This is a genomic window from Xanthomonas hortorum pv. cynarae (genome assembly GCF_002939985.1).
Taxonomy (GTDB): Bacteria; Pseudomonadota; Gammaproteobacteria; order Xanthomonadales; family Xanthomonadaceae; genus Xanthomonas; species Xanthomonas hortorum_D.
Genome location: NZ_MDFM01000004.1, coordinates 96,928 through 118,027, shown reverse-complemented (window position 1 = coordinate 118,027; position 21,100 = coordinate 96,928). Strand labels below are relative to the sequence as shown.

Below are 21,100 nucleotides of genomic sequence, written 5' to 3'. Positions count from 1 at the left end.
GCGCGGGTTCGGAAACGACTGCATCCCGGTCACTGCCTGTGCGCGTGCGAGGAGCAGTCACACATGGAGATGGACGCATGAGTAATAAGGGAAAGGCGGGGCTTGCAGCGATCATGTTGATCCTCGCATTGGTCGCCGGGGTGTACTTATCCGGTTTCATGACGCTGATGTTGCTGAAACTGCAGGTGCCTCTGAAGGCGACGACCTATCTCGAGTATTGGAGAGCGCTCGATCTACCGCAGGTAAAGCCGTACGTCCTGCGCATCAAGATCAGCGGCATCATCGGCTTCGGTCTGCCGTTACTGGGCTGGGCGCTGCTGCTGATCCCGATGCTCAAGACCAAGAAGGAATCCCTGCACGGAGAAGCCAGTTTTGCCACCGTCGCGGATCTGAAAAAAGCCGGCATGCTCGACAAAAAGCCGGAAAGCATCCTGGTCGGCAAGCTCAAGGGCCGCTCCATCTACATCAACGGTGCGCTGCATGTGATCGTGGTGGCCCCCACCCGTTCGGGCAAGACCACCTCCATTGCCATCCCCGTGCTGCTGACCTACCAGCAGTCCATGGTGGTGCTCGACCTCAAGGGCGAATTGTTCAAGGCCACCAGCGGGTACCGGGCCTCGCAGGGTCAACAGATCTACGTCTGGGCGCCCTATGCCACCGACGGCAGAACGCATCGCTTCAATCCACTGACGCTGGTGCCGGAAGATCCGCGCGAGCGCATCGCCTCCATCCAGACCATGGCCGCGATCATGTATCCGGACGAACCCGGCAAAGACAGCTTCTGGGTGACCCAGCCGCGTGCCGCGTTCGTGGCGTTCGCTTCTTTCATGTTCGAGAACTGGGACGACATGCGAAGCACAGGATTCCCTGGCGTGGAAAACCCCAATACCAGCGAGGTGTTTCCCAGCTTCGAACGCATCCTGCGCTTTTCCACCGGTGGGGGCAGTGGCGAAAGCACATCCGATCTGCTGAAAAAAATCATTACACATAAGAATTTCCAATACATCAGCCCACAGACACGCTCTACCTTCAGCGCACTGGCAGGCCTGGCCGAGCAGACCTTTTCCTCGGTCATGGCCACCATGCAGGCGCCGCTGCAGCAGTTCCTGAGCCCGATCCTGGCGGCGGCCACCAATGCCACCGACATCGACGTCACCGCCATCCGCAAACGGCTCACCACCGTCTACGTGATCATCCCGACCCAGAAGCTGGACGAGAGCAGCAAGCTGCTCAACATCTTCTTCAGCTCGGTGATCGGCAACAATCTGGACAAACAGCTCAACGAAGAACCCACCCTCAAGTATCAGATGCTGATGCTGATGGACGAGTTCACCGCCATGGGCCGGGTCGATGTGTGGGCCAAGCGCATCTCGATCTCGGCCAGCTATGGCGTGCGCGATCTGTGCATCATCCAGAGCCAGTCGCAGTTGCGCGCCACCTATGGCCCCGACGATGCCCAGAACTTCATCACCAACCACGCCGCCAGCATCGCCTTCACCCCGCGCGAGCAGGAAGACGCCAATGCCTACAGCGACATGCTGGGCTACCGCACCATCCGCAAACAACACCGCTCGACAAGCAAGGGCGGTGGCGGAAGCAACGTGTCCTACAACTACACCGAAGAACGCCGCGCCTTGATGCTTCCGCAGGAAATCAAGGAACTGCCCGGCAACGATGAGCTGCTGTTCTTCGAAGGCAGCAAGCCGATCCGCTGCGAAAAGAACTGGTTCTTCAAGGACAAGCTGCTGAAGAGCCGCATCATGGACCCGGTAGCGGTGCCTGCGCTGGCGCTCGACCAAGCAGCGGTTAAATCTTAATCACAACACAGCGCGGGGCATTAGCACATATTTTTCTGTGCGACTTGCCCTGCTTATAAGGATGAAACTGCAGCAGTATTTTCGAACATGTAATTACATTTTAATAGCATACATCATGCTACTGGCCGCCAGACTGATGTTGCACCGCACATGAAGATCAACGCATACAACATCCCACTCAAACCGGGAAAGATCTTATGAATAAGCCAGATCGCCCCATTGCCCCACCACTTTCATCAAAACAGCCACACCTGCCAGATGCTGCCGTTTGGGCACTTGGTGCACGAGAAAAGGCTAGACGCATTGCGTGGCTTTACTTGCTAGCTGCAACATGTCAACTTGCCATTACACTCTGGGCATGGACAGAGTGGCTTAATTGGCGACTCAATCTAAGCGAAAGCGAAAAGCTTGGTATCTGGATCACATGGGGCCTCGGCCTTATCCCTTATCTCTTTCGCCCAGCATGCCTCTTCGTAGCAATGGCATATGGAGTGATTTCTGCCGTCACACTAACAGTAACGGCAGGAGCCTTATATCGCTTCAAAAAACCAAAATCACTCAAATTAATTTCCGCATTAAGCTGCCTTTTAGCTCCAGCAGGAACTTTGGTTGGAATTTATTCAATTCACTTCATTCATACAATTCATGGAAGAACACATAAGGATGTCCAGCAAGGGAAGTTATAATTTTTTATTCTTGGCATTGACATCTGAAATACTGGTATGCATACAGGGCGAAGCAAGCGATTGCTCCGTAACCTTGACGGCATAGTCGCTCAGGTCACTTACAAGGTCTATGGTAGCGATACGTGCAGCTTCCCGCTGGCGTGCCTACGCCCTCGCCGCGCCATAAGGATGCGATGTGTCTAGTCTTCTGCGTGTGTTGTTGCTGTCGGTGTTGCTGGCCTGTGCCGGTTGCGGTGGTGTGTCGCTGCCTGCCACCGCGCAGCAGTCCGCGTACCCGCTGCCTTCGTATTTTCCCGATCCCAAGGCACAGGCGCTGGCATTGGCGGCCGAGTATGGCAATGTCAAGGAAGTGCGGCGCTTGATGAAGGAGGAACACGTCGATCCCGACGTGATCTTCTCTACCGACGGCTATCCGCTGTTGATGTGGCCGATCATGACGCATAACCCGGAAGGCTTACGTGCCATGCTGGAAAATGGGGCCGACCCGAATGCGCGCAAGCTGCATCCCCAACAGAACACAACACGATTCAAAGGGCGCTACAAGGACAACGCGATGGTGTGGGCGGCCAAGCAGGAGGATCCTATTTATCTGAAGCTATTGTTCGATCATGGCGGCGATCCGAATGCGCGCAATTCCAATGGTGAGACCCTTCTTTTCCAAGCTTTCATTACACAGAGTCAATGGAAGAACGTGAAACTACTGATAGAGCGCGGGGCAGATGTGAACGGTAAAACGCGCAATCAGCCTATCGTTTTCCAGTACGCGACTCGCGGTGGCTTTCAGCAAGTCCATTGGCTCTTTGAGCATGGCGCCGATGCTTCCAATGAATATGTAATTGAGGCAGTTTTTTGGCATCCCGGCAATCCGGACGACCCAACCTGGCAACGCAAGTGCCAACAGTGGTTATTGCAACATGGCATCAAGCGACCACCATTACCCGAAAATTACCGCAGCATGCGCAAAGCCTTCGGCTTCCCCTCCGAAGAAAAAGATATCCCACTCCTTTGATCGACCGCTGAAGAAGGAAGTTTCAGATGCCCACTCTCGAAAAACACCAACAACAACGCGCATTGCTGGAGCAACTGCGTGCAGGCGACGCCCCTGAAACCCAGCAGCAAGCCATGCAGCTGAATCAGCTGTATTACGCTCGCGAGATGGCGGGGCTGGCCGACGATGTTTACGACTCGGCCAAAGGTGAAGGACGGCCGGATGCCGGATGGATTCGGGCCAGCGAACATCCCGACAAGCTGCGCGAGTACGCTTCGCAGCTGAACCTGACGAACGACCAGATAAGAGATCTCTTGAAGCCGGATAACTCCGGCTTCCGCGCCGATATCTACCTCCCGGACCCGGCGATCCTGGGACCAGGCTACAAACCGACCCTGGTCTTCAAGGGATCGGCCGGCGAGGTATTGACGCCAGACGGCCTGCGCGACACCGGCAGCGAAGATTTCATCGCCAACAACTTCCCGCAATCGGTGGGCCTGAAAACGGACTATTACGACCGTGCGATGGAATTGGCATCGACGCTAAAAGCCCAACGGCTCGACTTCGACCTCGCCGGCCACTCCTTAGGCGGCGGCATGGCCTCTGCCGCTGCCGCGGTCACCGGCATGCGCACCACCACCCTAAACGCCGCTGGCCTGCATCCACTTACCGCGCAGCGCTTCGCACAGGAAAACGGGCTACAGCTTTACGACACGCAAAAAACCGTGATCGCCTACCAAGTGGCCGGCGAAGTGCTCAACGACGGCATCCAGCAGAACATCCACCGGCTGGACGCGTTCCGGCGCGAAGAACTGGGCGCGGTGTTGAAGGAAACCAGCACCATCCTCAAGGAGCTGCCGCAAGGCAAAGAGCTGCTGGCCAGCCAGCTCGATGCCGGGGTGCCGCGCTATGCGCAGCCCTCGGTGCATGCCTTCCTGGACCGGCTGCAACAAGCCGACACCGCGCAACTGCTGCGCGAGCTGCCGCTGGCCGCAGGTCAGGCACAGCCGCTGCTGGCGGCCAGGCAACACGCCGCCACTGGCGAGGGCATCGTAGATCGTCCGGCGCTGCTGTCGTTGCAGGACGTCTCCAACTTCGCCGGCCCGGCGCTGGATGCGGTGTATCTCACTTCGCAAGGCGCGCGATTGGGTCGCAACCTGGGCAGTGTGGTGGCGCAGTCGGGGCAGCTGGCCGGACAGGGGCTGGACGCCTCCGGCGACCTGACCCAAAACGCGGCACAGGCCGCCGCGCGGGTGCGCCAGGGCACGACCCAGGTGCTGGGCGCGGCGGCGGCGCTGAGCGTGGAGCAGGTCGGTGTACTGGCTGCGAAGGGTCGGCAGGCGCTGGGCCAGGCGCAAGCCGGTGCCGAGCGTTTGCAGGGGCAAGTGGAAAGCGAAGCGGCCTCGTTGGGCGCAGCCGCCTTGCGCGGCCTTGGCGGAATGTTGCCGCAGGGATTGAGCGAGCAGGCCAATGCACAGGCCGAACGTCTGGCGCAGGCCGGTGCGGCCGCACAGCGACAGGGTCACGCGGAGGCAGCGCAGGCGGTGCAGGATGCAGCCGGGCACGCACAGCAGATTCGTCAGCGCACCCACGATTCTGCCAACGCGTTGGGAGCAGCCGCCAAGCAAGTCGGCCAGGCCGAGCACGACACGCTAGCCGCTGTGGGCATCAGTGCGAATGCGGCGCTGGATACGACGGGGCGGTATGCCCAAGCGATCTCGGCGCAGGCGCCTGAGCTCTATGCCAAACAGGCCGGTGCGGTGACGGCCGTGGTCGGCACTGCTGCGATTCACAACCCCATGACAGTGCAGGGCCTGATCAATCTGGCCAGGACTGGCATGCTTGCAGACCACGTCGCCGATAGCTTCAGTGAAGCCACCGAGCGGCACCTGATGACCGAAACGGTGGTGCCGAGTATGGATGACCACATTCAGAGCATCGAGCATAAGGCCCGCGAGCAGGCCGCACCCGAACAAACCTCACCTGCCCAAGCCCAAGCGAAAGATGCCGCATTACGCCCGGGCGACCGCGGCACCGAGGTGCTGGCGCTGCAGGCCAGCCTGATCCAGCTCGGCATCAACGCGCGGGTCAAGACGCCGATTGAGATCACCGGCCTCTACGACCAGCAGACCGAGCGCGGCGTGCAGGCGTTCCAGTTGATGCACGGCATGGATGAGGTCAATGGCATTGCCGACCGCGCTACGCGCGCGGCAGTACAGCAGCATGCCGACGATGCCATCGCCCAGCGCGACATGGCGCCGGGGCACGGTGCGCCCCCGTTGCATGATGCAACGCGCGGCGCGATGCTCCCGCCTGCGACGGCGCAGGTCGCAACAACAGCCCAGACTCAGGAGCAATCAGGGCTGCACACGCAACAACAGCAACATGCGCTGGAACAACACCACCAATGGCAGTTGCAACAGGAGCAGTCCTTGCAACAGGAGCGCGGGCGGCTGACCGAGCAGGAAAAAACCCGGGAGACCCAGCGCGACAAGGAGCAGGCGTCGAGCGCCATCGACAGCCCTGCACGTGACCAGCAGCCGCCCACCCTGCGCCCCTTCAGCGACCCCGCGCACCCCGGCCATGCGCTGTACGCGGACGTGAAAAGCCGCTTGGAAGACAAAGGCACGCCGCTGCCGGAAGACCGTCTCACCCAGGTCACCGCCGCGGTCTACCTTGGGGGCTTCAAGCCCGGCTGGCAGGGACGGGTGGATGTGGTCAACGACACCTTTTACGCGCAGAACTACGACGACCTCACCGCGCGCACGAAGATGTCGCTCGCCGAACCGGCACCGTCCATCCAGGCCACGATGCAGGACGTGCAGGCACAGACCCTGGAGACCGCACGGCAACAGGAGGCGATGGCGCAGGCAAAACAGAATGCGCCGAGCGAGACGGGACCGGTCATGGGATAATCGCGTGATGATGAATCCATTCAAGCGCTGGCAAGAACGCCGAAGACAACACGCCGTGGAAGAGTTGCAGCGGCAGGTTGGACTTTCCCTCAATCGCGTCATCGATGCGCATGGCGATGCGACGCAGCAGCCAGAGCCGCCAGAGCTGGAGTCGCTCTGGCTCAACGAACCGTTCCGTTCGATCACGACCCAGAATGTGGCGTATGGGCAACATTTCCAGGCGATGGATTTCGTGCTGCAGATGCTGATCGTCACCCATCCCGACCCCGAACTGCTGCTGCGCACCTGGCAGAGCAATGTGACGCACCGGTCGGATTCTCAGTTCGACGAAGCCGCGCCGCTGGGCGATGCGGAATTGAAGCAGACTGCGTTGAACGCCTGGCAGCAGGTCATCGAACACTTCAGCACCTTCATTGAAGATGTCGCCAAGGCCCGCAAGGGGCAGCGACCAGACCACGACTGACGCGTTGCGCAGTCACCAGGCGACGCCGGGCGCCTGCATCGGCTGAGTTGCTCGGCAGCGTGCTGCAGGAATCCACCCACGGCAACGGCGTGGCCCTGGAACCCGGCCTGGCCGAGCGCCTGCACCAAAGCCTGGCCGATTGCGTCGGCAAGCAGGAGGCCCGCAACGAACCGGCGGTGGTGCTGGTACCCGGCCAGGTCCGCGCCGCGCTAGCCCGCCTGGTCCGCCACAGCGTGCCGACCCTGTCGGTCCTGGCGTACAGCGAAGTGCCGGAAGACAAGCGCCTGAAGCTGGTCGGCACGATCAGCTGAGGCTGACGCACCTCGTAGGAGCGCACCCGGGCGCGACGGGCTGTACCGGGACGGCCCGTCGCGCCCAAGGGCGCTCCTACGACACGCAACATGCTGCGGACCAGGAAAGCTTGCTGACATCACGGTAGGAGCGACCCTGGTCGCGAGGGCGTTACCGGGAGGGCCCATCGCGCCCGGGTGCGCTCCTACAACACGCCGGATGACATGCTGCGGACCAGGCAAGGTCGCCGACACCTGTAGGAGCGCACCTGGGCGCGAGGGCTTTACCTAGATGGCCCATCGCGCCCAGGTGCGCTCCTACGAACCCACCCACGCCCGGCCCTCTCGCTGCAGACAGGCGCCCGACCACCGCGTCGGAAAGCCGCCACTCGTCCAAACCTCCAATCGATTGCACGACGCTGGCCGTTTCGAGGCTTTCCGAACGCCCCAGGCGCAACGTCCGGCCCGCCAGCGCATCCGTCCGCACGCAGACGCCAACGCACCGCGCTCCCGGAAAAAAGTCAATCAATCCATTGACTTGAAATCTTGCGCCTGGGCAGGACGCACCGCGTCCGCCCCGTCCCCAACCCGTTGATCCCCGCGCCGGAACACCGGCACCGCGTTTTGGCACGCCGCGTGCATTAGCTCTGGCGAGACCGCAGTCAGCTTGATCGCTGCGGGGCGAGCAGCAGCACTTGGAACAACCGAACGGGACAGGCAACTCATGACGCTGGCAACACACCCACATTCATCGCGCACCCGTCCGGCGTCCGGCGGGTCCCGTTCCTGGAGGCACTTCGCATGAAAATCAAACGCTTCGTTGCCCCGGACATGCGCACCGCATTCCGCATGGTGCGTGAAGAACACGGCCCGGACGCAGTGATCCTGTCCAACCGCCGTACCGCCGAAGGCATCGAGATCGTCGCTGCCAGCAACTACGACGAAGAACTCGTGCAGCGCGCTCTGGAAACCGCGCGCTCCGAGACTCCGGCAGCTGCGGCACAGATCGAACAGGCGCCTGCCCAGCATGCGCCGGCCCAGCAGGCCCCGGCCAGGCCGGCCGCGCCGTTCCACGCCCCGCTGAAGCCGGCCGGCGACACCGGCAGCAGCCAGCGTCAACGTGTTGCCAGCGCCGCAGACGACATGATCGCCGCGATGGCGCTGCGCCAGCCGGTCAACGTGCCGCGCTCGGCGCCGGTCGCCGCACCGGTACGGACTGCCGCCGCCCCGTCTGCCGCCGCCCAGGCACTGGCCCACGCCGTTGCAGTTGCCGCCGCACCGCGCCAGGAACACGCGCTGTCGGCAGTGCCGGAACAGCTGTTCGCCGACTTCCTGACCACCGCCCCGGTACAGGCTCCGGTGCACGCTGCCCCGGTGCAGGCACGCACACCGATCATGGCCGCCGCGCTCGCCACCCACGCCTCTTACGGGCAGGACGACGAGCAGGACGACGACGGCTTCGACATGGACGACGCGCTGCCGCAGATCCTGCCGCCGGCCGCATTGCCGCCGCTGGTCGCCGCCCCGGTCGCCCTGGCCGCGGTGCCGGTCGCCGCCGCCCCGGTGCCGCAGAACGACGAAGAACTCAAGCAGCTGCGCGGTGAGCTGGCGCTGATGCGTCAGATGATCGAGCGCGAAATGAACCGCCTCACCGACGAGCGGCTGCGTGGCTCCCCGGTGCGTGCGCAGGCCCTGGAGCTGATGGACGACTACGGCTTCGACGCCGGTCTGATCCGCGACGTGGCCCTGCAGATCCCGGCCGATACCGAATTGCACCGCGGCCGCGGGCTGATGCTGGGCCTGCTGTCCAAGCGTCTGCCGGTGGCCCCGGTCGACCCGCTGGAACGCGGCGGCGTGATCGCCCTGGTCGGCCCGACCGGTGCCGGCAAGACCACCACCATCGCCAAGCTCGCGCAGCGCTTCGCCGCCCAGCACGCCCCGCGCGACGTGGCCCTGGTCACCACCGACACCCAGCGCGTCGGCGGCCGCGAGCAGCTGCACAGCTACGGCCGTCAGCTCGGCATCGCGGTGCACGAGGCCGACAGCGCCGAGAGCCTGCTGGAACTGCTCGAGCGCCTGCGCGACTACAAGCTGGTGTTGATCGACACCGCCGGCATGGGCCAGCGCGACCGCGCCCTGGCCGCGCAGCTGAACTGGCTGCGCGCCGCGCACCAGGTCACCTCGCTGCTGGTGCTGCCGGCCAATGCCCATTTTTCCGACCTCGACGAGGTCGTACGCCGCTTCGCCCACGCCAAGCCCCAAGGCGTGGTGCTGACCAAACTCGACGAGACCGGCCGCTTCGGCAGCGCCTTGTCGGTGGTGGTCGACCACCAAATGCCCATCACCTGGGTGACTGACGGACAGCGGGTCCCCGACGACCTGCACCGCGCCAATGCCGCCAGTCTCGTTCTTCGCCTTGAAGATTTGCGGCGCGCTGCCGATAAGCCCTGTACTCCGGAGCACAACCATGCAGTCGCGTGAATACGCCAAGCTGACCAACGCCTTCCCCCTGACGGCGACCCGTCCCGAGCCCTTGGGCCCGGTGCGCACCATTGCCGTGACCGGTGGCAAGGGCGGCGTGGGTAAAACCAACATTTCCGCCAACCTGGCCGTGGCCCTCGCCGAGATGGGCAAGCGCACCCTGCTGCTCGACGCCGACCTTGGCCTGGCCAACCTGGATGTGGTGCTGGGCCTGTCGCCCAAGTACACCCTGGCCGACCTGATCGCCGGCCGCTGCACGCTGGACGAAGTGATCATCGAAGGCCCGGGTGGCGTGTTGGTGGTTCCGGCCGCCTCCGGTCGCCGCCACATGGCCGAACTCGCCCCGGCCCAGCACATCGGCCTGGTCAACGTGTTCTCCGAACTGGAACGCGACCTGGACGTGATGGTCATCGACACCGCCGCCGGCATCACCGACAGCGTGCTGACCTTCTGCCAGGCCGCCCAGGACACTGTGGTGGTGGTCTGCGACGAACCGGCCTCGATCACCGACGCCTACGCGCTGATCAAGGTGCTCTCGCGCGAACGCGGCGTGGACCGTCTGCAGATCATCGCCAACATGGTGCGCGACCCCAACGAAGGCCGCCTGCTGTACGACAAGCTGTCGCGGGTCTGCGAAAAATTCCTCGGCGACGTGTCGCTGAACTACCTCGGCCACGTGCCGCAGGACGACTGGTTGCGTTTGTCGGTGCAGCGTCAGCAACCCGTCATCAAGGCCTACCCCGCCAGTCCGTCGGCGCTGGCCATCGCAGAAATCGCGCGGCGTACCTCGCGCTGGCAGGCACCCACGGTGCCGCGCGGCAACGTCGAGTTCTTTGTCGAACGCATCATTCAACGGGGGGTCGCCGCATGAGCACCGCTACCGCTACCGCAACGACGGCCACCGCGCAGTACCGTGCAGTGCAACGCAACAACGCCAACGCCAACGACATCGTCACCCAGCATGCCGATTTGGTGCGCCGCATCGCCCACCATCTGGCCGCGCGCCTGCCGGCGAGCGTGGAAGTGGACGACCTGATCCAGGCCGGCATGATCGGCCTGATCGAAGCCTCGCGCAGTTACGACTCCGACCAGGGCGCCTCGTTCGAAACCTATGCCTCGATCCGTATCCGCGGCTCGATGATCGACGAGATTCGCAGAGGCGACTGGGTACCGCGTTCGGTGCACCGCCGTGCCCGCGACGCCGCCGCTGCGGTGCGCAAGATCGAGCAGCACACCGGCCGTGCCGCCGCCGCCACCGAAGTGGCCGCCGCGATGGAAATGCCGCTTCCCGATTACCTGCGTCTGATGGAAGATGCCGCCCGCGGCCAGGTGTTGAGCCTGGAGTCGCGGATCGAAGATCACGGCGAGCTGGACACCACCGCCAAGGGTGGCCCCAACCCGCAGCAGATGATGGAGCGTGGCGAATTCGGCCGCGAGCTGGGCAAGGCCATCGGTCAATTGCCCGAGCGTGAGCAGCTGGTGCTGTCGCTGTACTACGAACAGGAATTGAACCTGAAGGAAATCGGCGCCGTGCTCGGTGTCAGCGAATCGCGCGTGTGCCAGATCCATGGCCAGGCAGTGGTGCGTCTGCGCGGCCGCCTCAAGGTCTTCGAACTGGCCGATGCCGGTGTCGAAATTGACGAATAATTTTTTCGCGCATTTTTTAGTGTTAGGAGCTTGATGTGAATAAGAACATGCGGATTTTGATCGTGGACGACTTCTCGACGATGCGACGTATCGTCAAGAATCTGTTGGGCGATCTGGGCTTCACCAATACCGCAGAGGCCGAAGACGGCAACAGCGCATTGGCTGCCTTGCGGGCCGGCCCGTTCGATTTCGTGGTCACCGACTGGAACATGCCCGGCATGACCGGCATCGACCTGCTGCGCAACATCCGCGCCGACGCCAAGCTCAAGCACCTGCCGGTGATGATGGTGACCGCCGAAGCCAAGCGCGAGCAGATCATCGAAGCGGCGCAGTGCGGCGTGAACGGCTACATCATCAAGCCGTTCACCGCGCAGACGCTGGAAGAAAAGCTGGGCAAGGTGTTCGAACGTCTGGCGGCGACCGCCTGATGAACGCCACCGTGGAAACCAATGCCGAACGCGCCGCGTTGATCGACCGCCTGCAGGGCGCGCTCGACGCACTGGAAAGCGGTGACGAAGCCGCCTGGAAGCGCGAGGTCGACCACCTCGCCGCCTTGCGCACCCGTCCGATGATGCAGGGCCTGAGCCGGCTCGCACGCGAACTCGGTCAGGCGCTGGGCGAATTGCCCACCGTGCCCGAAGAAGCCGGCGAACTGGACGATGCGTGTTCGCGCCTGGACCACGTGGTGGAAATGACCGAAAAGGCCAGCCATCGCACGCTGGATCTGGTCGAAGAATGCCGTGAGCTGGCCAACCAGCTGCGCGACGGCGGTCTGAATCAGGACCAGGGCGCGCTGATGGACAAGATGCGCCACAACCTGACCGAGCTGTCGCTGGCGCAGAGCTACCAGGACCTGAGCGGGCAGATCATCCGTCGCGTGGCCGGTATCGTGCGGCGCGTGCACGAAGGCTTCGGTGCGCTCGGCCTGCCGCCCAAGAGCACCGAGCCGAAGAAAGACGACGGCGGTCTTGCCGGTCCTGCAGTCAAGGGCCTGGACCGTCACGCGGTGTCGCAAGACGACGCCGACGACCTGCTGTCCGGATTGGGGTTGTAACCATGAGTGCTGTTCCAGACGATATTGCTGCCGATTTCATCGTCGAGGCCCAGGAAATCCTGGATCGCCTCGGCGAACAGCTGGTCGCGCTGGAACAGGCACCGGACGAAGCCGACCAGCTCAACGCGGTGTTCCGCGGCTTCCACACGCTCAAGGGCGGCGCCGGCTTTCTGGCGATCAAGCCCATGGTGGAGCTGTGCCACGCCGCTGAAGAAACCCTCGGCATGGCACGCTCCGGCCAGGCGGTGTTGCAGGCGCATCACTTCGATGCCGCGCAGCAGTCGCTGGATTATCTGCAGGCCATGCTGGATGCGATGGGCTCGGGCGAAACCGTGCCGCATGCACCGGCCTCGCTGATTGCGCAGTTCGATGCCAAGAGCGGCCCGCCGGCGGTCAAGGCCGCGCCCAAAGCCGCATTGGCTGCGGTGGCCACACCTGCCCATGACGACGGCCATGCACCGGCACCCGGCGCCAAAGCCGCACCCAAAGCCGCCGCAAAAGGTGCCGAAGCCGAACAGACCGTGCGCGTGGACACCAAGCGCCTGGACGCCATCGTCAACCTGATCGGCGAACTGGTGCTCTCGCGCAATCGTCTCAAGACCCTGCGCACCCGCCTGCGCGATGAAGAACTCGATCGCGCGGTCAGCGTGCTGGATATCGCCACTGCCCGCCTGCAGACCGCGGTCATGCGTACCCGCATGCAGCCGGTCAGCAAGGTGTTCTCGCGCTTCCCCAAGGTGGCCCGCGATGTCGCGCGCACCTTGTCCAAGGAAGTGGAACTGGAGCTGATCGGCGCCGAAACAGAACTGGACCGCAACCTGGTCGAGGCCCTGGCCGACCCGCTGGTGCACCTGGTGCGCAACGCGATCGACCACGGCATCGAATCGCCGGCCCTGCGCGAAGCCACCGGCAAGCCACGCAGCGGCCATGTGCGCCTGTCTGCGCAGCAGGAAGGCGACTACGTCAGTATCGAGATCCAGGACGACGGCGCCGGCATCGACCCCGAGCGCCTGCGCGAGATCGCCCGCAACAAGGGCCTGATCGATGCCGAAGCCGCTGCCCGCCTGAGCACCGACGAGTGCCTGCATTTGATCTTCATGCCGGGCTTTTCGACCAAGGCCGAAGTCACCGACATCTCCGGCCGCGGCGTCGGCATGGACGTGGTGCAATCGCGCATCCGCGAACTCAGCGGGCAGATCCAGATTCAGTCCGAACTGGGCCGCGGCAGCCGCTTCATGATCCGCGTGCCGCTGACCCTGGCGATCCTGCCGACCCTGCTGGTGCAGGCCGGCGAAGCCGTCTATGCATTGCCGCTGGCCCGCGTGGTCGAAGTGCTGCACGCACCGCAGACCTCGCTGGGCTGGTTCGACGGCCGCGCCGTCCTGGACCGTCGCTCGCACACGCTGCCACTGATCGACCTGCGCCGCTGGCTGGGCGTGCCCGCCGAGCAACCGCCGCTACTGACCGTGGTACTGCTGCAGGCCGGCGAAACCCGCTTCGGCCTGGTGGTGGACCAGGTGCGCGGCCGCGAGGAAGTGGTGATCAAACCACTACCGCGCGCCCTGCGCGGCCTGCCCGGCTACGCCGGCGCCACCTTGATCGGCGACGGCCGCATGGCGCTGATCCTGGATGTGGATGGGCTGCGCTCCAGCGATCATTGATTTTGGGGATTGGGGATTGGGGATTGGGAATCGGGAATCGGGAATCGGGAATCGGGAATCGTCAAGACGATCCTGGCTGCCTGATCTAACGACAACGGCCGCGCACTGCGGCCGTTGTCGTTTCACTACCTGCATCGCTGCCGATCTACGCCGTTACGCGCGCAGGCATGGGGGAGATGGTTTGGCGACGGTCAGGCTGCCGTGGAAGTGAACCTGTAACCGTTATTTACAGCTAATATTTAAGCATCTTAAACCAGCCCGGGTTTTAGAAAAACGGGGGAACATGCGAGCCAGGTGGCGCAAGCATCCCAAGCGCGATATCGTCAACTCCCAAACCCGATGTTTTGTTGATAAACGCGATTGCGGCGACGCGCGTGTCGGCGTTGAAGCCCATGAAGCTACGAACGCCGCCGCCATTTCCATTGCTCCAAGCTATACTCTGGCCTTCCGGGTGGACCTTCCGCCAGCCGATACCCATTCTGGTATCGGTATTATCGCCGGGCCTATCTACGGTCAGCATCATTGAAGCTGCCCGCGAGAGGAGACCGCTTTCTTTGTTTGTCCAAAGTGTCATGAATTTCGACAGGTCCTTCACCGTCGAAAAAAGGCCGCCTGCCGGCGCAAGCGCACCAAATTCCCAGGGTTGAGCCCAGTGGAAGTCCGCATCGTAACCCCAAATTTCCCGGTGCTGCATCTCCGTTGATAGAGTAAGCGTAGTCTCGTCCATACGAAGCGGTTCAAGAATGCGAGCTCGCAAGAGGTCAGCATACGTTTTGCCAAGGCGCTGTGACAACGCGTAACCCAATAACGCGTAGTCAAAATTCGAGTATTCAAAACTCGACCCCGGTAAGCGCGTGAGACGAACACGACCTAAATCAGCACAAAGATCGCTCTCGGTGTAGCCGGCGTAGGGGTTGTCTTGACTGAGGCCGGTGCGACTGGATGGCCGAAGTGGTAGCCCACTCGTATGAGTGGCTAAATCGAGAAGCGTGATCTCATTCCCGTCGAAGGTGGCGGGAGGAACTGCAATGTACATTGATAGCGGATCGACGAGATTCACTTCACCCCGCTGAACGCAATCAGCAAGTAATAGTGCCGTGAATATCTTGGTTAGCGAGGCGATCTGAAATACTGACCGATCATTCGGCTGTTGGAGTTTACCTAGGCCAACCGTTCCGTAGTGGAAGGTCTTCAATTCGCCTGCGCGTACCACCCCCAATACGGCCCCGGTGCCCTGCTTTTCCTCGGCTACGCGACGGCGAAGGGCCGAGGACACGCTATCAGCTTCAATTCCGGGTTTGGCAAAGCTACGCATCGGCAGGGCCATGGATAATGCCGCAGCCAAAACAGTGCGGCGTTTAATTGAGGCGACCATTTTTACTCCTCACTCCAACATCAGCGTTTGAGCCATGCAAAGGTTATCACCCTATTCGGACGGATGCTTCCTGTCCGCATACGCGACGTTGTATGGTGTCGCCACCTCGCAATACAGAAATCTCTCGCCGGTTTGGTGATACGGCTAAGCGGCGGGAATCGCTTTAGCTGCTTCGAAACCAGCCTTTCCGCATTTCACCAATCCCGGCCATTCAACAATGGCAGCTATTTGTCGAATAACGGGTCCAAACCTCAGGGTCAGGTTGACTTCCTTAAGTGAATCTGACCCCATTCTTTTGCAGCACCGAGGTCAATCGCAAGGGATCTGGCAGCCGCAGCATCATCGCCGCACGCTGCGCGCCTTGGCCGGCACCTCCACCGGCGGCAACACCTCCATCAGCAGCTGCCCTTCGCTGGCGGTGATGCGCAGCTTGGTGCCGATGACAAAGCCCAGTTGTTCCAGCCATAGGCCGCTGAGGCGGACGTGGGGCACGTGCTGGTCGCCGGCATGGTCGTGGGCGCCGGGGTAATGGGTGTAGCTGACGGTGCATTGGCGCGGGCGGCGGGCGCGGCGGGGTGCGCGTAGCGTGCCGGGGCCTTGCGGGGAGGCGTCCGGGTCGGGCGGCAGCATCGGTGGCAGCTTGGTGCGGTCGGGTTCCACAACGACCCACTGCACCCGCTTGGGCGGCGTGGGGCGCGCACGCGTGCGGGTGGGCCGCGTGCTGGCAGATGTGGTGGGTGGGAGGTGGCGTGTCATGGCGCCTCCGATTGGCGGCGGGTAGCGCTGGGTGCAGCGACGCACTGCTGCAACGCCACGTCGATGCGTGCAGAAAGGCTATGCAAGGCCTGCGACAACACGCCGGGCTGGTTGAGCAACTGCTGCGCAAGATCGTCGCTGGCCTGCTCAACGGCTGCGCGTGCGGCCAGCCGGCGCAGCACTTCGCCTACCTCGCTCAGCAAGCTGTGGGCGGAAGCTGGCAACAGATAACCCGGCACCGATGCCGGCACGGATGGTGCGGTAGACATGGCAACGCCCTCCTGGAACAACCCAAGAACCGCCGCCAACGGCGACGGGATGTCGGGAGGTTCGAAACCGCTAGTAGCCGGCGGGCGTATTCCCCTTGCGGGTGTTGTATTAGCCGCCCTCCCGACACAGGCATTGCGTCGGCTTGTACCTGCGGGATGCAGGCACAAAAAACCCACCGGTTTGACGGAGGTGGGTACCGCTACTAGAGGAGTTTCGACGCTCCTTGGGACTAGATTGCAAGTACACGGTCTGGCGTGTCAAGACACGCTGGCGGGTCTCGCGCGGCTGTGTGCGCCGCTGGCGCGGTTCCATACGGGCCAGGCAAGCCGAACGCCGTTGCCTGATAAGTGCACCTGACCCCATCACGGTCCTTCCGCAGCCCAGCAGCACAACGCATTAGGCCGGTGATGACGCGCCACCCCAACCCCAGTAGCCTACCTTGATGGCCCTCTACAACATCACCGACCGGCTGGCCCGGGCAAGAGAACTTATCGCAACTGGCAACGAGCATTCACTGCTCTATGCAGCGCTTGAACTCCGATTCTGCTTCGAGTCCGTGGCCTACCAGAACTTGGCGGCATATGGAGAAGAGGTTTCGGCGGAGCTTACCCGTGAGTGGCGACCTGACCAGATCATCCGGATGCTGGCGCAATTCGACCCACACTCCGATCAAACGGCGAGCTTTTCCATCTCCACTTCACCGCCTCCAGACGACCTCAACTTCGAAACCAGCGACTTGAAAAAGTTGTTTGGCGATCAAGAGTTCTTGCCCATCGGCGAAGCAAAGCGCATCCCTTGGTCAAAGTTCCGCACCTACTACAACGCGCTGGGCAGCTACCTCCACCTCCAGAAGGACCAGCGCACCAGGCCCCCCAGGGTGGAAAAGCTCCAGCTTTGGATTTCCGAGCTGGAAGAGGTAGCGACCTCAACCTTGATAGCGGCAGCCAAAGACATCGCCACCAGTAAATGTTCGTGCGGCCAAGTGTTGATCTTGGGGCCCGCAGAGCAAGCCGGTGACAAGGCAATCTTCTGCCCTAGCACCAAGTGCAACGCCAGCTACATCGCAATCAAGAACGATCCAGAGCATCGGATCGAGAAGATTCCGGCCGTCGGCCTTCTCTGCAAATGCACGGCCATGGTTCCCTTCGGCCCTGACAAGCTTCTCAAGCCAACCGTCTGCCCCAACTGCAAGGCATCCGTTCGTGCGCGTATCGGCGCTGACGTGATGATGCTTTCCGACCCACCCATGCGCGAAGACGAATCGGGCAGCTAGTTGCACCTCAAGTCCGACACCTCGTCCACGCCCGGCAGGCCGCGTGGCGGTATGGGCGCGATTGTTTGGCGACGGCTGGGCTGCAATGGAAATGAACCTGGAACCGTTATTTCGGAACCGTTATTTCGTGGAAGTGAACCTGGAACTGTTATTTGAACCGTTATTTCGTCATCAGGCAGGTGCGACCACCGGCTGGATCGGCAGAACGTCTAGTTCGCGGCCTGGCATAAATCTGTCTGCCAGATCTGCGATTTGCAGGTGAGTGAAACTTGGCTCAGCGAACGGCATTGAGGACTGCCCGCGCTCTCTCTCTAACGCTTCCATCATGGAATCAATCTCTGGGGATGGTGCTCCTCGGGTGATCCTTGGGATAGCCTTTTTTACCGCTTCAAAGAGTTCATCTGTACTAGCACCCGGGGCCGATCTAAATTCTTCTCTGAGCCAAAACAATGCTCCCAATGCAGCCGCGCGCGGTTGTCGTTCCTTGGCTAGAATTTGAATCGCATATGCGTAGCACGAGCGGCCCGTCTGAGAGTCGCCGCTCCGGTATGCAGTTAAGCCAAGTGTTGCGAACAACACAGGGTCATTTTTGTCAGATGCAGGGGCTATTTCTAACCCGCGGCGAACGTCATCAAGAGCCCCGTTGGTATTTCCTTGGTAAGCTCGGGCAACGGACCTATTATTGAGCAACAATGCATCTTCTGGATTGGCTGCTAGTCCGCGAGTTGCAATAATTTCTGCTCTTTGCTGTTGCTCGAACGTGAAAGACGCAAACGAGGCCATTGCGGCTGGATCTGCAGAGAATGGTTCCGCGTCTAGCCATGTTTCTGCCGCATTCAAAACCAGATCCCAGTTGTGGTCCACTCTTGCTGCAAGCGCCCGTGCTTCGTCACTGCCGGGGACGTTCCATGCACTAGGAGGTATTATTATTTTTGCATCTCTTTCTTTTGCCCATTGGGCTTGAGCTAATGAGTTCTCAGACGGATGCTCCATGCTGGAGCTAAATAACGTGCGTGCACGTTTGTGTTTTCCGTTGGTCATCTCAACAGTGGCTAGGGCAGCCTCAAGCTCACCTACAAACGAAGGTCGATAGTTCGAATTCGTGATTATTCTCTGGGCAGCTGCATGCCAGGCACCCGAAATTCGTGTGCCAGAAGAAAGGGAGATTTCACTTGCCATTAGGCGAGGGTCTGACCGAAACAGCGGATTGCGTCTTATTATCGAAAGCGCTTCGTCTGACTTATCTAAGTGGACATAAAGTCTCGCCGCGGCCCTTGTTATATACGCGTGTCCACGTGCCAGTTGCAATGCACAGGTCATGGCGCTAATTGCTTGGTTGTCTTGTCCAAGGATGAGGTGGTGTCTCGCTAGCTCGGACCACAAAAGAGGCTGGCGTTGGCTTTTGTTTAATTGTTGCCTAATTCTTCCGATAGATGCGCGAGCTACTTCTTGAGGATTGGAATTTACCAAGGGCGCACGGCCATGTTCTGCAAGATGTTGCAGTGTAATTGCCTTATCCCAAAGCTGCTGCAGCGGGGCCAAGGATTCATTCCAGCTTGGCCCGCCAATTGTGCCTAATAGATAATCTGTTTCTGCAAGATCTCTGCTTGCTGTTTGATCCTCGCGCTTGTGAGCCTCCTGAAGAACACGACGCCATTTCTCAGAGTTTGGCGCTTTAGTTTGCATCACTTCTGAGTTACCACTACGCTCCCCGGCTGCTGCCGCACCGCTTGGTGAGCGCCATCGCGATAGCATAATTCGTTCAGCAAGTAAATTTCCTGCCCATACCTCTTTACTTCGTATTAGCGAGTTCTTGCGTGGCATCCAGCTTTGCTCGTAGTGCGAGAGTGTTGAGAGTCCCAACAGCTCGATTGAGATCGTAGTTCCGCTCACCATTCGCATTTAGCGAGCCTAGCCCCCTAAGCCTGGGGTCAGGATGGCAGAGCGATTCGATTAGCTTATTGATATCGTTCGCAATACATTTTGGCGCCACTTCGTTAATGAAGTCAGGAATCAGAAGGTGAGCGCGCTCGAGGTCAGGTATTACTTCGCGATATGGACCATCAAAAGCGGCGGGGAGAAGTTGCGGGGGAATTGCATGCACCATGAGGGCAGTAATTGATCCGCCGACTAATGAGGTGAAGATTAGGTTGCCTAATAAAAAAACATCACATCCATATCGCCTGCGCTGCCACTGTGGATCAATTCCGTTACTGTAAACAAGTTCGTATGGTGCAAAATTAGGTTGACCCACATAACGTTCTTCGTCATGTGGAGGTGCAGGCAGATGTATGCATGATGCACTTCCTAAGTCAGTAATCTTTACCCTGCCATCCTCGAAGTAAACGGCATTACTTGGCTTGATGTCTTGGTGGGCGACGCCTGCAGTGTGAAGTTGCACCAGCGCTGAGGCAGTTTGACGCAAAGCTATAAGGCGTTCCCATACTGGTACATCACCCTGGCCAGGCGGGTGGTAGCTTCTCAAAGAACGATCGGCGCATTCACAGACGATAAAATGCACTGGCTTGCCATCAATGATTTCTACGCCGTGGTCATAAATCTGAGTTACTCGGCTCAGCTTCTTGCTTTTGCAATGCTCATGAACACGCTTTTCATTGTTGAACTCGCTAACCATGCGTTGTAGCTTTTCGGTGTCTCCGGCTAATTCGTCGTGCCGAAAATCGTAAGCTTTGATAAAGGCTTGTTGGCCTGAGCCGGATGCAACCGCGCGGTAGCATGCTGAACGACTTATTGCATCATCACCGGAATCTCGTGCTAGGCGGTCGGCCACAAGCCACCTTGCATTGAGAATCCTCCCAGATAATTTTTCTGCGGGCCCGATCATTTGAATTCCCCCTCCGAGATTTCATGTCCTCAATCGTTTCGATTCGACTGTCCAAAGTAGAACCCAGCCACAAGTGTTACCAGAGGGGGAACTGCTGACTTTACGAAAGAGAAAAATTCCATGACATGAGTCACCCTTGTTTCAGGTGCAAATATAATTGCCGCTAGTGTCAAAACTGTAAGTAACGCCAGTGCGGCTAGAATCGTTTTTGCCATCGTGAGACGGGCAATGTCATGAGCTTCCATGGCCTTGCCCTGTTTCTTAGTCTCGTCGAGTAGCAAGACCGACGAGCGTTCAAGTCCCTCCGCGTCAGCTAGGCGGATCGTTGTGCGCTCCCGCTGCGGCGCTCCATCGCCTGTATTGGTCATGGAAGAACGATCTCACGCTCTTTCTTGCCGTCGTCAGTGACAAGAACCAAGCGCTCACCGTTCTCCTTGGCGTCCTGCACGAGCTTTAAGAGTGCAATAGCTCTGCGGACGATCTCCGATTTCGAGGCTGCATGCTGGCTGTCCTTCAGTTGTTCAATAGTGTCGGTGAGCCGCTGATCGAACTTGAACGTCGAAAGAGAGGTTGACATGG

Annotated in this window: 19 protein-coding genes and 1 pseudogene; 13 read left to right on the top strand and 7 right to left on the bottom strand. The window is 60.8% G+C overall.

Annotation, left to right across the window (positions count from 1 at the left end):
- Positions 1-77: 77 nt before the first annotated feature.
- The 12 genes and pseudogenes from XcyCFBP4188_RS04155 to XcyCFBP4188_RS04100 all read left to right on the top strand — a co-directional run bounded on the left by XcyCFBP4188_RS04155 (position 78) and on the right by XcyCFBP4188_RS04100 (position 14,002).
- On the top strand, positions 78-1,817 hold the full coding sequence (locus XcyCFBP4188_RS04155) for a type IV secretory system conjugative DNA transfer family protein (RefSeq protein ID WP_104591679.1): 1,740 nt from the start codon (positions 78-80) through the stop codon (positions 1,815-1,817).
- A 197-nt stretch (positions 1,818-2,014) separates the two neighbouring features.
- Positions 2,015-2,503, top strand: coding sequence for a hypothetical protein (locus XcyCFBP4188_RS22490; RefSeq protein WP_139051556.1), 489 nt, complete (start codon positions 2,015-2,017; stop codon positions 2,501-2,503).
- A gap of 175 nt (positions 2,504-2,678) precedes the next feature.
- Positions 2,679-3,512 (top strand): ankyrin repeat domain-containing protein, encoded by an 834-nt coding sequence (locus tag XcyCFBP4188_RS04150; RefSeq protein WP_110090235.1) that lies wholly within the window; start codon positions 2,679-2,681, stop codon positions 3,510-3,512.
- 26 nt (positions 3,513-3,538) lie between these two features.
- Positions 3,539-6,406, top strand: a complete 2,868-nt coding sequence (locus XcyCFBP4188_RS04145) for a peptidoglycan-binding domain-containing protein (protein WP_104591678.1) — start codon at positions 3,539-3,541, stop codon at positions 6,404-6,406.
- A gap of 7 nt (positions 6,407-6,413) precedes the next feature.
- Positions 6,414-6,869, top strand: a complete 456-nt coding sequence (locus XcyCFBP4188_RS04140; protein WP_006449764.1) for a hypothetical protein — start codon at positions 6,414-6,416, stop codon at positions 6,867-6,869.
- Positions 6,848-7,180: pseudogene (locus tag XcyCFBP4188_RS04135) on the top strand (FHIPEP family type III secretion protein); the annotation flags it as partial. The gene XcyCFBP4188_RS04140 and the pseudogene XcyCFBP4188_RS04135, both read left to right, overlap by 22 nt.
- Before the next feature lie 780 nt (positions 7,181-7,960).
- Positions 7,961-9,640 carry a flagellar biosynthesis GTPase FlhF gene (gene flhF, locus XcyCFBP4188_RS04125; protein WP_104591676.1) on the top strand — a complete coding sequence of 560 codons (1,680 nt, stop codon included), beginning with the start codon at positions 7,961-7,963 and terminating at the stop codon, positions 9,638-9,640.
- Complete coding sequence (locus tag XcyCFBP4188_RS04120; RefSeq protein ID WP_006451802.1) at positions 9,627-10,511, top strand: MinD/ParA family protein; 885 nt, start codon at positions 9,627-9,629, stop codon at positions 10,509-10,511. The genes flhF and XcyCFBP4188_RS04120 overlap by 14 nt, the downstream gene beginning before the upstream one ends.
- Positions 10,508-11,287, top strand: coding sequence for an RNA polymerase sigma factor FliA (locus XcyCFBP4188_RS04115; protein WP_104591675.1), 780 nt, complete (start codon positions 10,508-10,510; stop codon positions 11,285-11,287). The genes XcyCFBP4188_RS04120 and XcyCFBP4188_RS04115 overlap by 4 nt, the downstream gene beginning before the upstream one ends.
- 35 nt (positions 11,288-11,322) lie before the next feature.
- Positions 11,323-11,715: a chemotaxis response regulator CheY gene (gene cheY, locus XcyCFBP4188_RS04110; RefSeq protein ID WP_002813536.1), complete on the top strand. Its 393-nt coding sequence runs from the start codon at positions 11,323-11,325 to the stop codon at positions 11,713-11,715.
- Complete coding sequence (locus tag XcyCFBP4188_RS04105) at positions 11,715-12,341, top strand: protein phosphatase CheZ (protein WP_006450905.1); 627 nt, start codon at positions 11,715-11,717, stop codon at positions 12,339-12,341. The genes cheY and XcyCFBP4188_RS04105 overlap by 1 nt, the downstream gene beginning before the upstream one ends.
- Positions 12,342-12,343: 2 nt before the next feature.
- On the top strand, positions 12,344-14,002 hold the full coding sequence (locus XcyCFBP4188_RS04100; protein ID WP_055826896.1) for a chemotaxis protein CheA: 1,659 nt from the start codon (positions 12,344-12,346) through the stop codon (positions 14,000-14,002).
- 265 nt (positions 14,003-14,267) lie between these two features.
- Here the strand turns inward: XcyCFBP4188_RS04100 and XcyCFBP4188_RS04095 are convergent, their stop codons facing one another.
- The 3 genes from XcyCFBP4188_RS04095 to XcyCFBP4188_RS04085 form a co-directional block, all read right to left on the bottom strand.
- Positions 14,268-15,377, bottom strand: coding sequence for a serine hydrolase domain-containing protein (locus XcyCFBP4188_RS04095; protein WP_104591674.1), 1,110 nt, complete (start codon positions 15,375-15,377; stop codon positions 14,268-14,270).
- 339 nt (positions 15,378-15,716) lie between these two features.
- Positions 15,717-16,133 (bottom strand): SymE family type I addiction module toxin, encoded by a 417-nt coding sequence (locus tag XcyCFBP4188_RS04090; protein ID WP_104591673.1) that lies wholly within the window; start codon positions 16,131-16,133, stop codon positions 15,717-15,719.
- Positions 16,130-16,402 carry an XAC0095 family protein gene (locus XcyCFBP4188_RS04085; protein ID WP_104591672.1) on the bottom strand — a complete coding sequence of 91 codons (273 nt, stop codon included), beginning with the start codon at positions 16,400-16,402 and terminating at the stop codon, positions 16,130-16,132. The genes XcyCFBP4188_RS04090 and XcyCFBP4188_RS04085 overlap by 4 nt, the downstream gene beginning before the upstream one ends.
- Positions 16,403-16,845: 443 nt before the next feature.
- Here XcyCFBP4188_RS04085 and XcyCFBP4188_RS04075 point away from each other — a divergent pair, with 443 nt between their 5' ends.
- Complete coding sequence (locus XcyCFBP4188_RS04075) at positions 16,846-17,676, top strand: hypothetical protein (protein ID WP_104591670.1); 831 nt, start codon at positions 16,846-16,848, stop codon at positions 17,674-17,676.
- Positions 17,677-17,847: 171 nt separating this feature from the next.
- Here the strand turns inward: XcyCFBP4188_RS04075 and XcyCFBP4188_RS22485 are convergent, their stop codons facing one another.
- The 4 genes from XcyCFBP4188_RS22485 to XcyCFBP4188_RS04065 are packed head-to-tail and all read right to left on the bottom strand — an operon-like array spanning position 17,848 to position 21,098.
- A complete protein-coding gene (locus XcyCFBP4188_RS22485) occupies positions 17,848-19,500 on the bottom strand; it encodes a tetratricopeptide repeat protein (protein WP_146094028.1) in 1,653 nt (550 codons plus the stop codon).
- Positions 19,469-20,521, bottom strand: coding sequence for a protein kinase domain-containing protein (locus tag XcyCFBP4188_RS04070; RefSeq protein ID WP_104591669.1), 1,053 nt, complete (start codon positions 20,519-20,521; stop codon positions 19,469-19,471). Before XcyCFBP4188_RS04070 ends, XcyCFBP4188_RS22485 begins: the two co-directional genes overlap by 32 nt.
- 29 nt (positions 20,522-20,550) lie before the next feature.
- Positions 20,551-20,889, bottom strand: coding sequence for a hypothetical protein (locus XcyCFBP4188_RS22480; protein ID WP_146094027.1), 339 nt, complete (start codon positions 20,887-20,889; stop codon positions 20,551-20,553).
- Entirely contained in the window at positions 20,886-21,098 is a 213-nt protein-coding gene (locus XcyCFBP4188_RS04065) for a ribbon-helix-helix protein, CopG family (protein ID WP_104591668.1), read from the bottom strand. Before XcyCFBP4188_RS04065 ends, XcyCFBP4188_RS22480 begins: the two co-directional genes overlap by 4 nt.
- Positions 21,099-21,100: the final 2 nt, after the last annotated feature.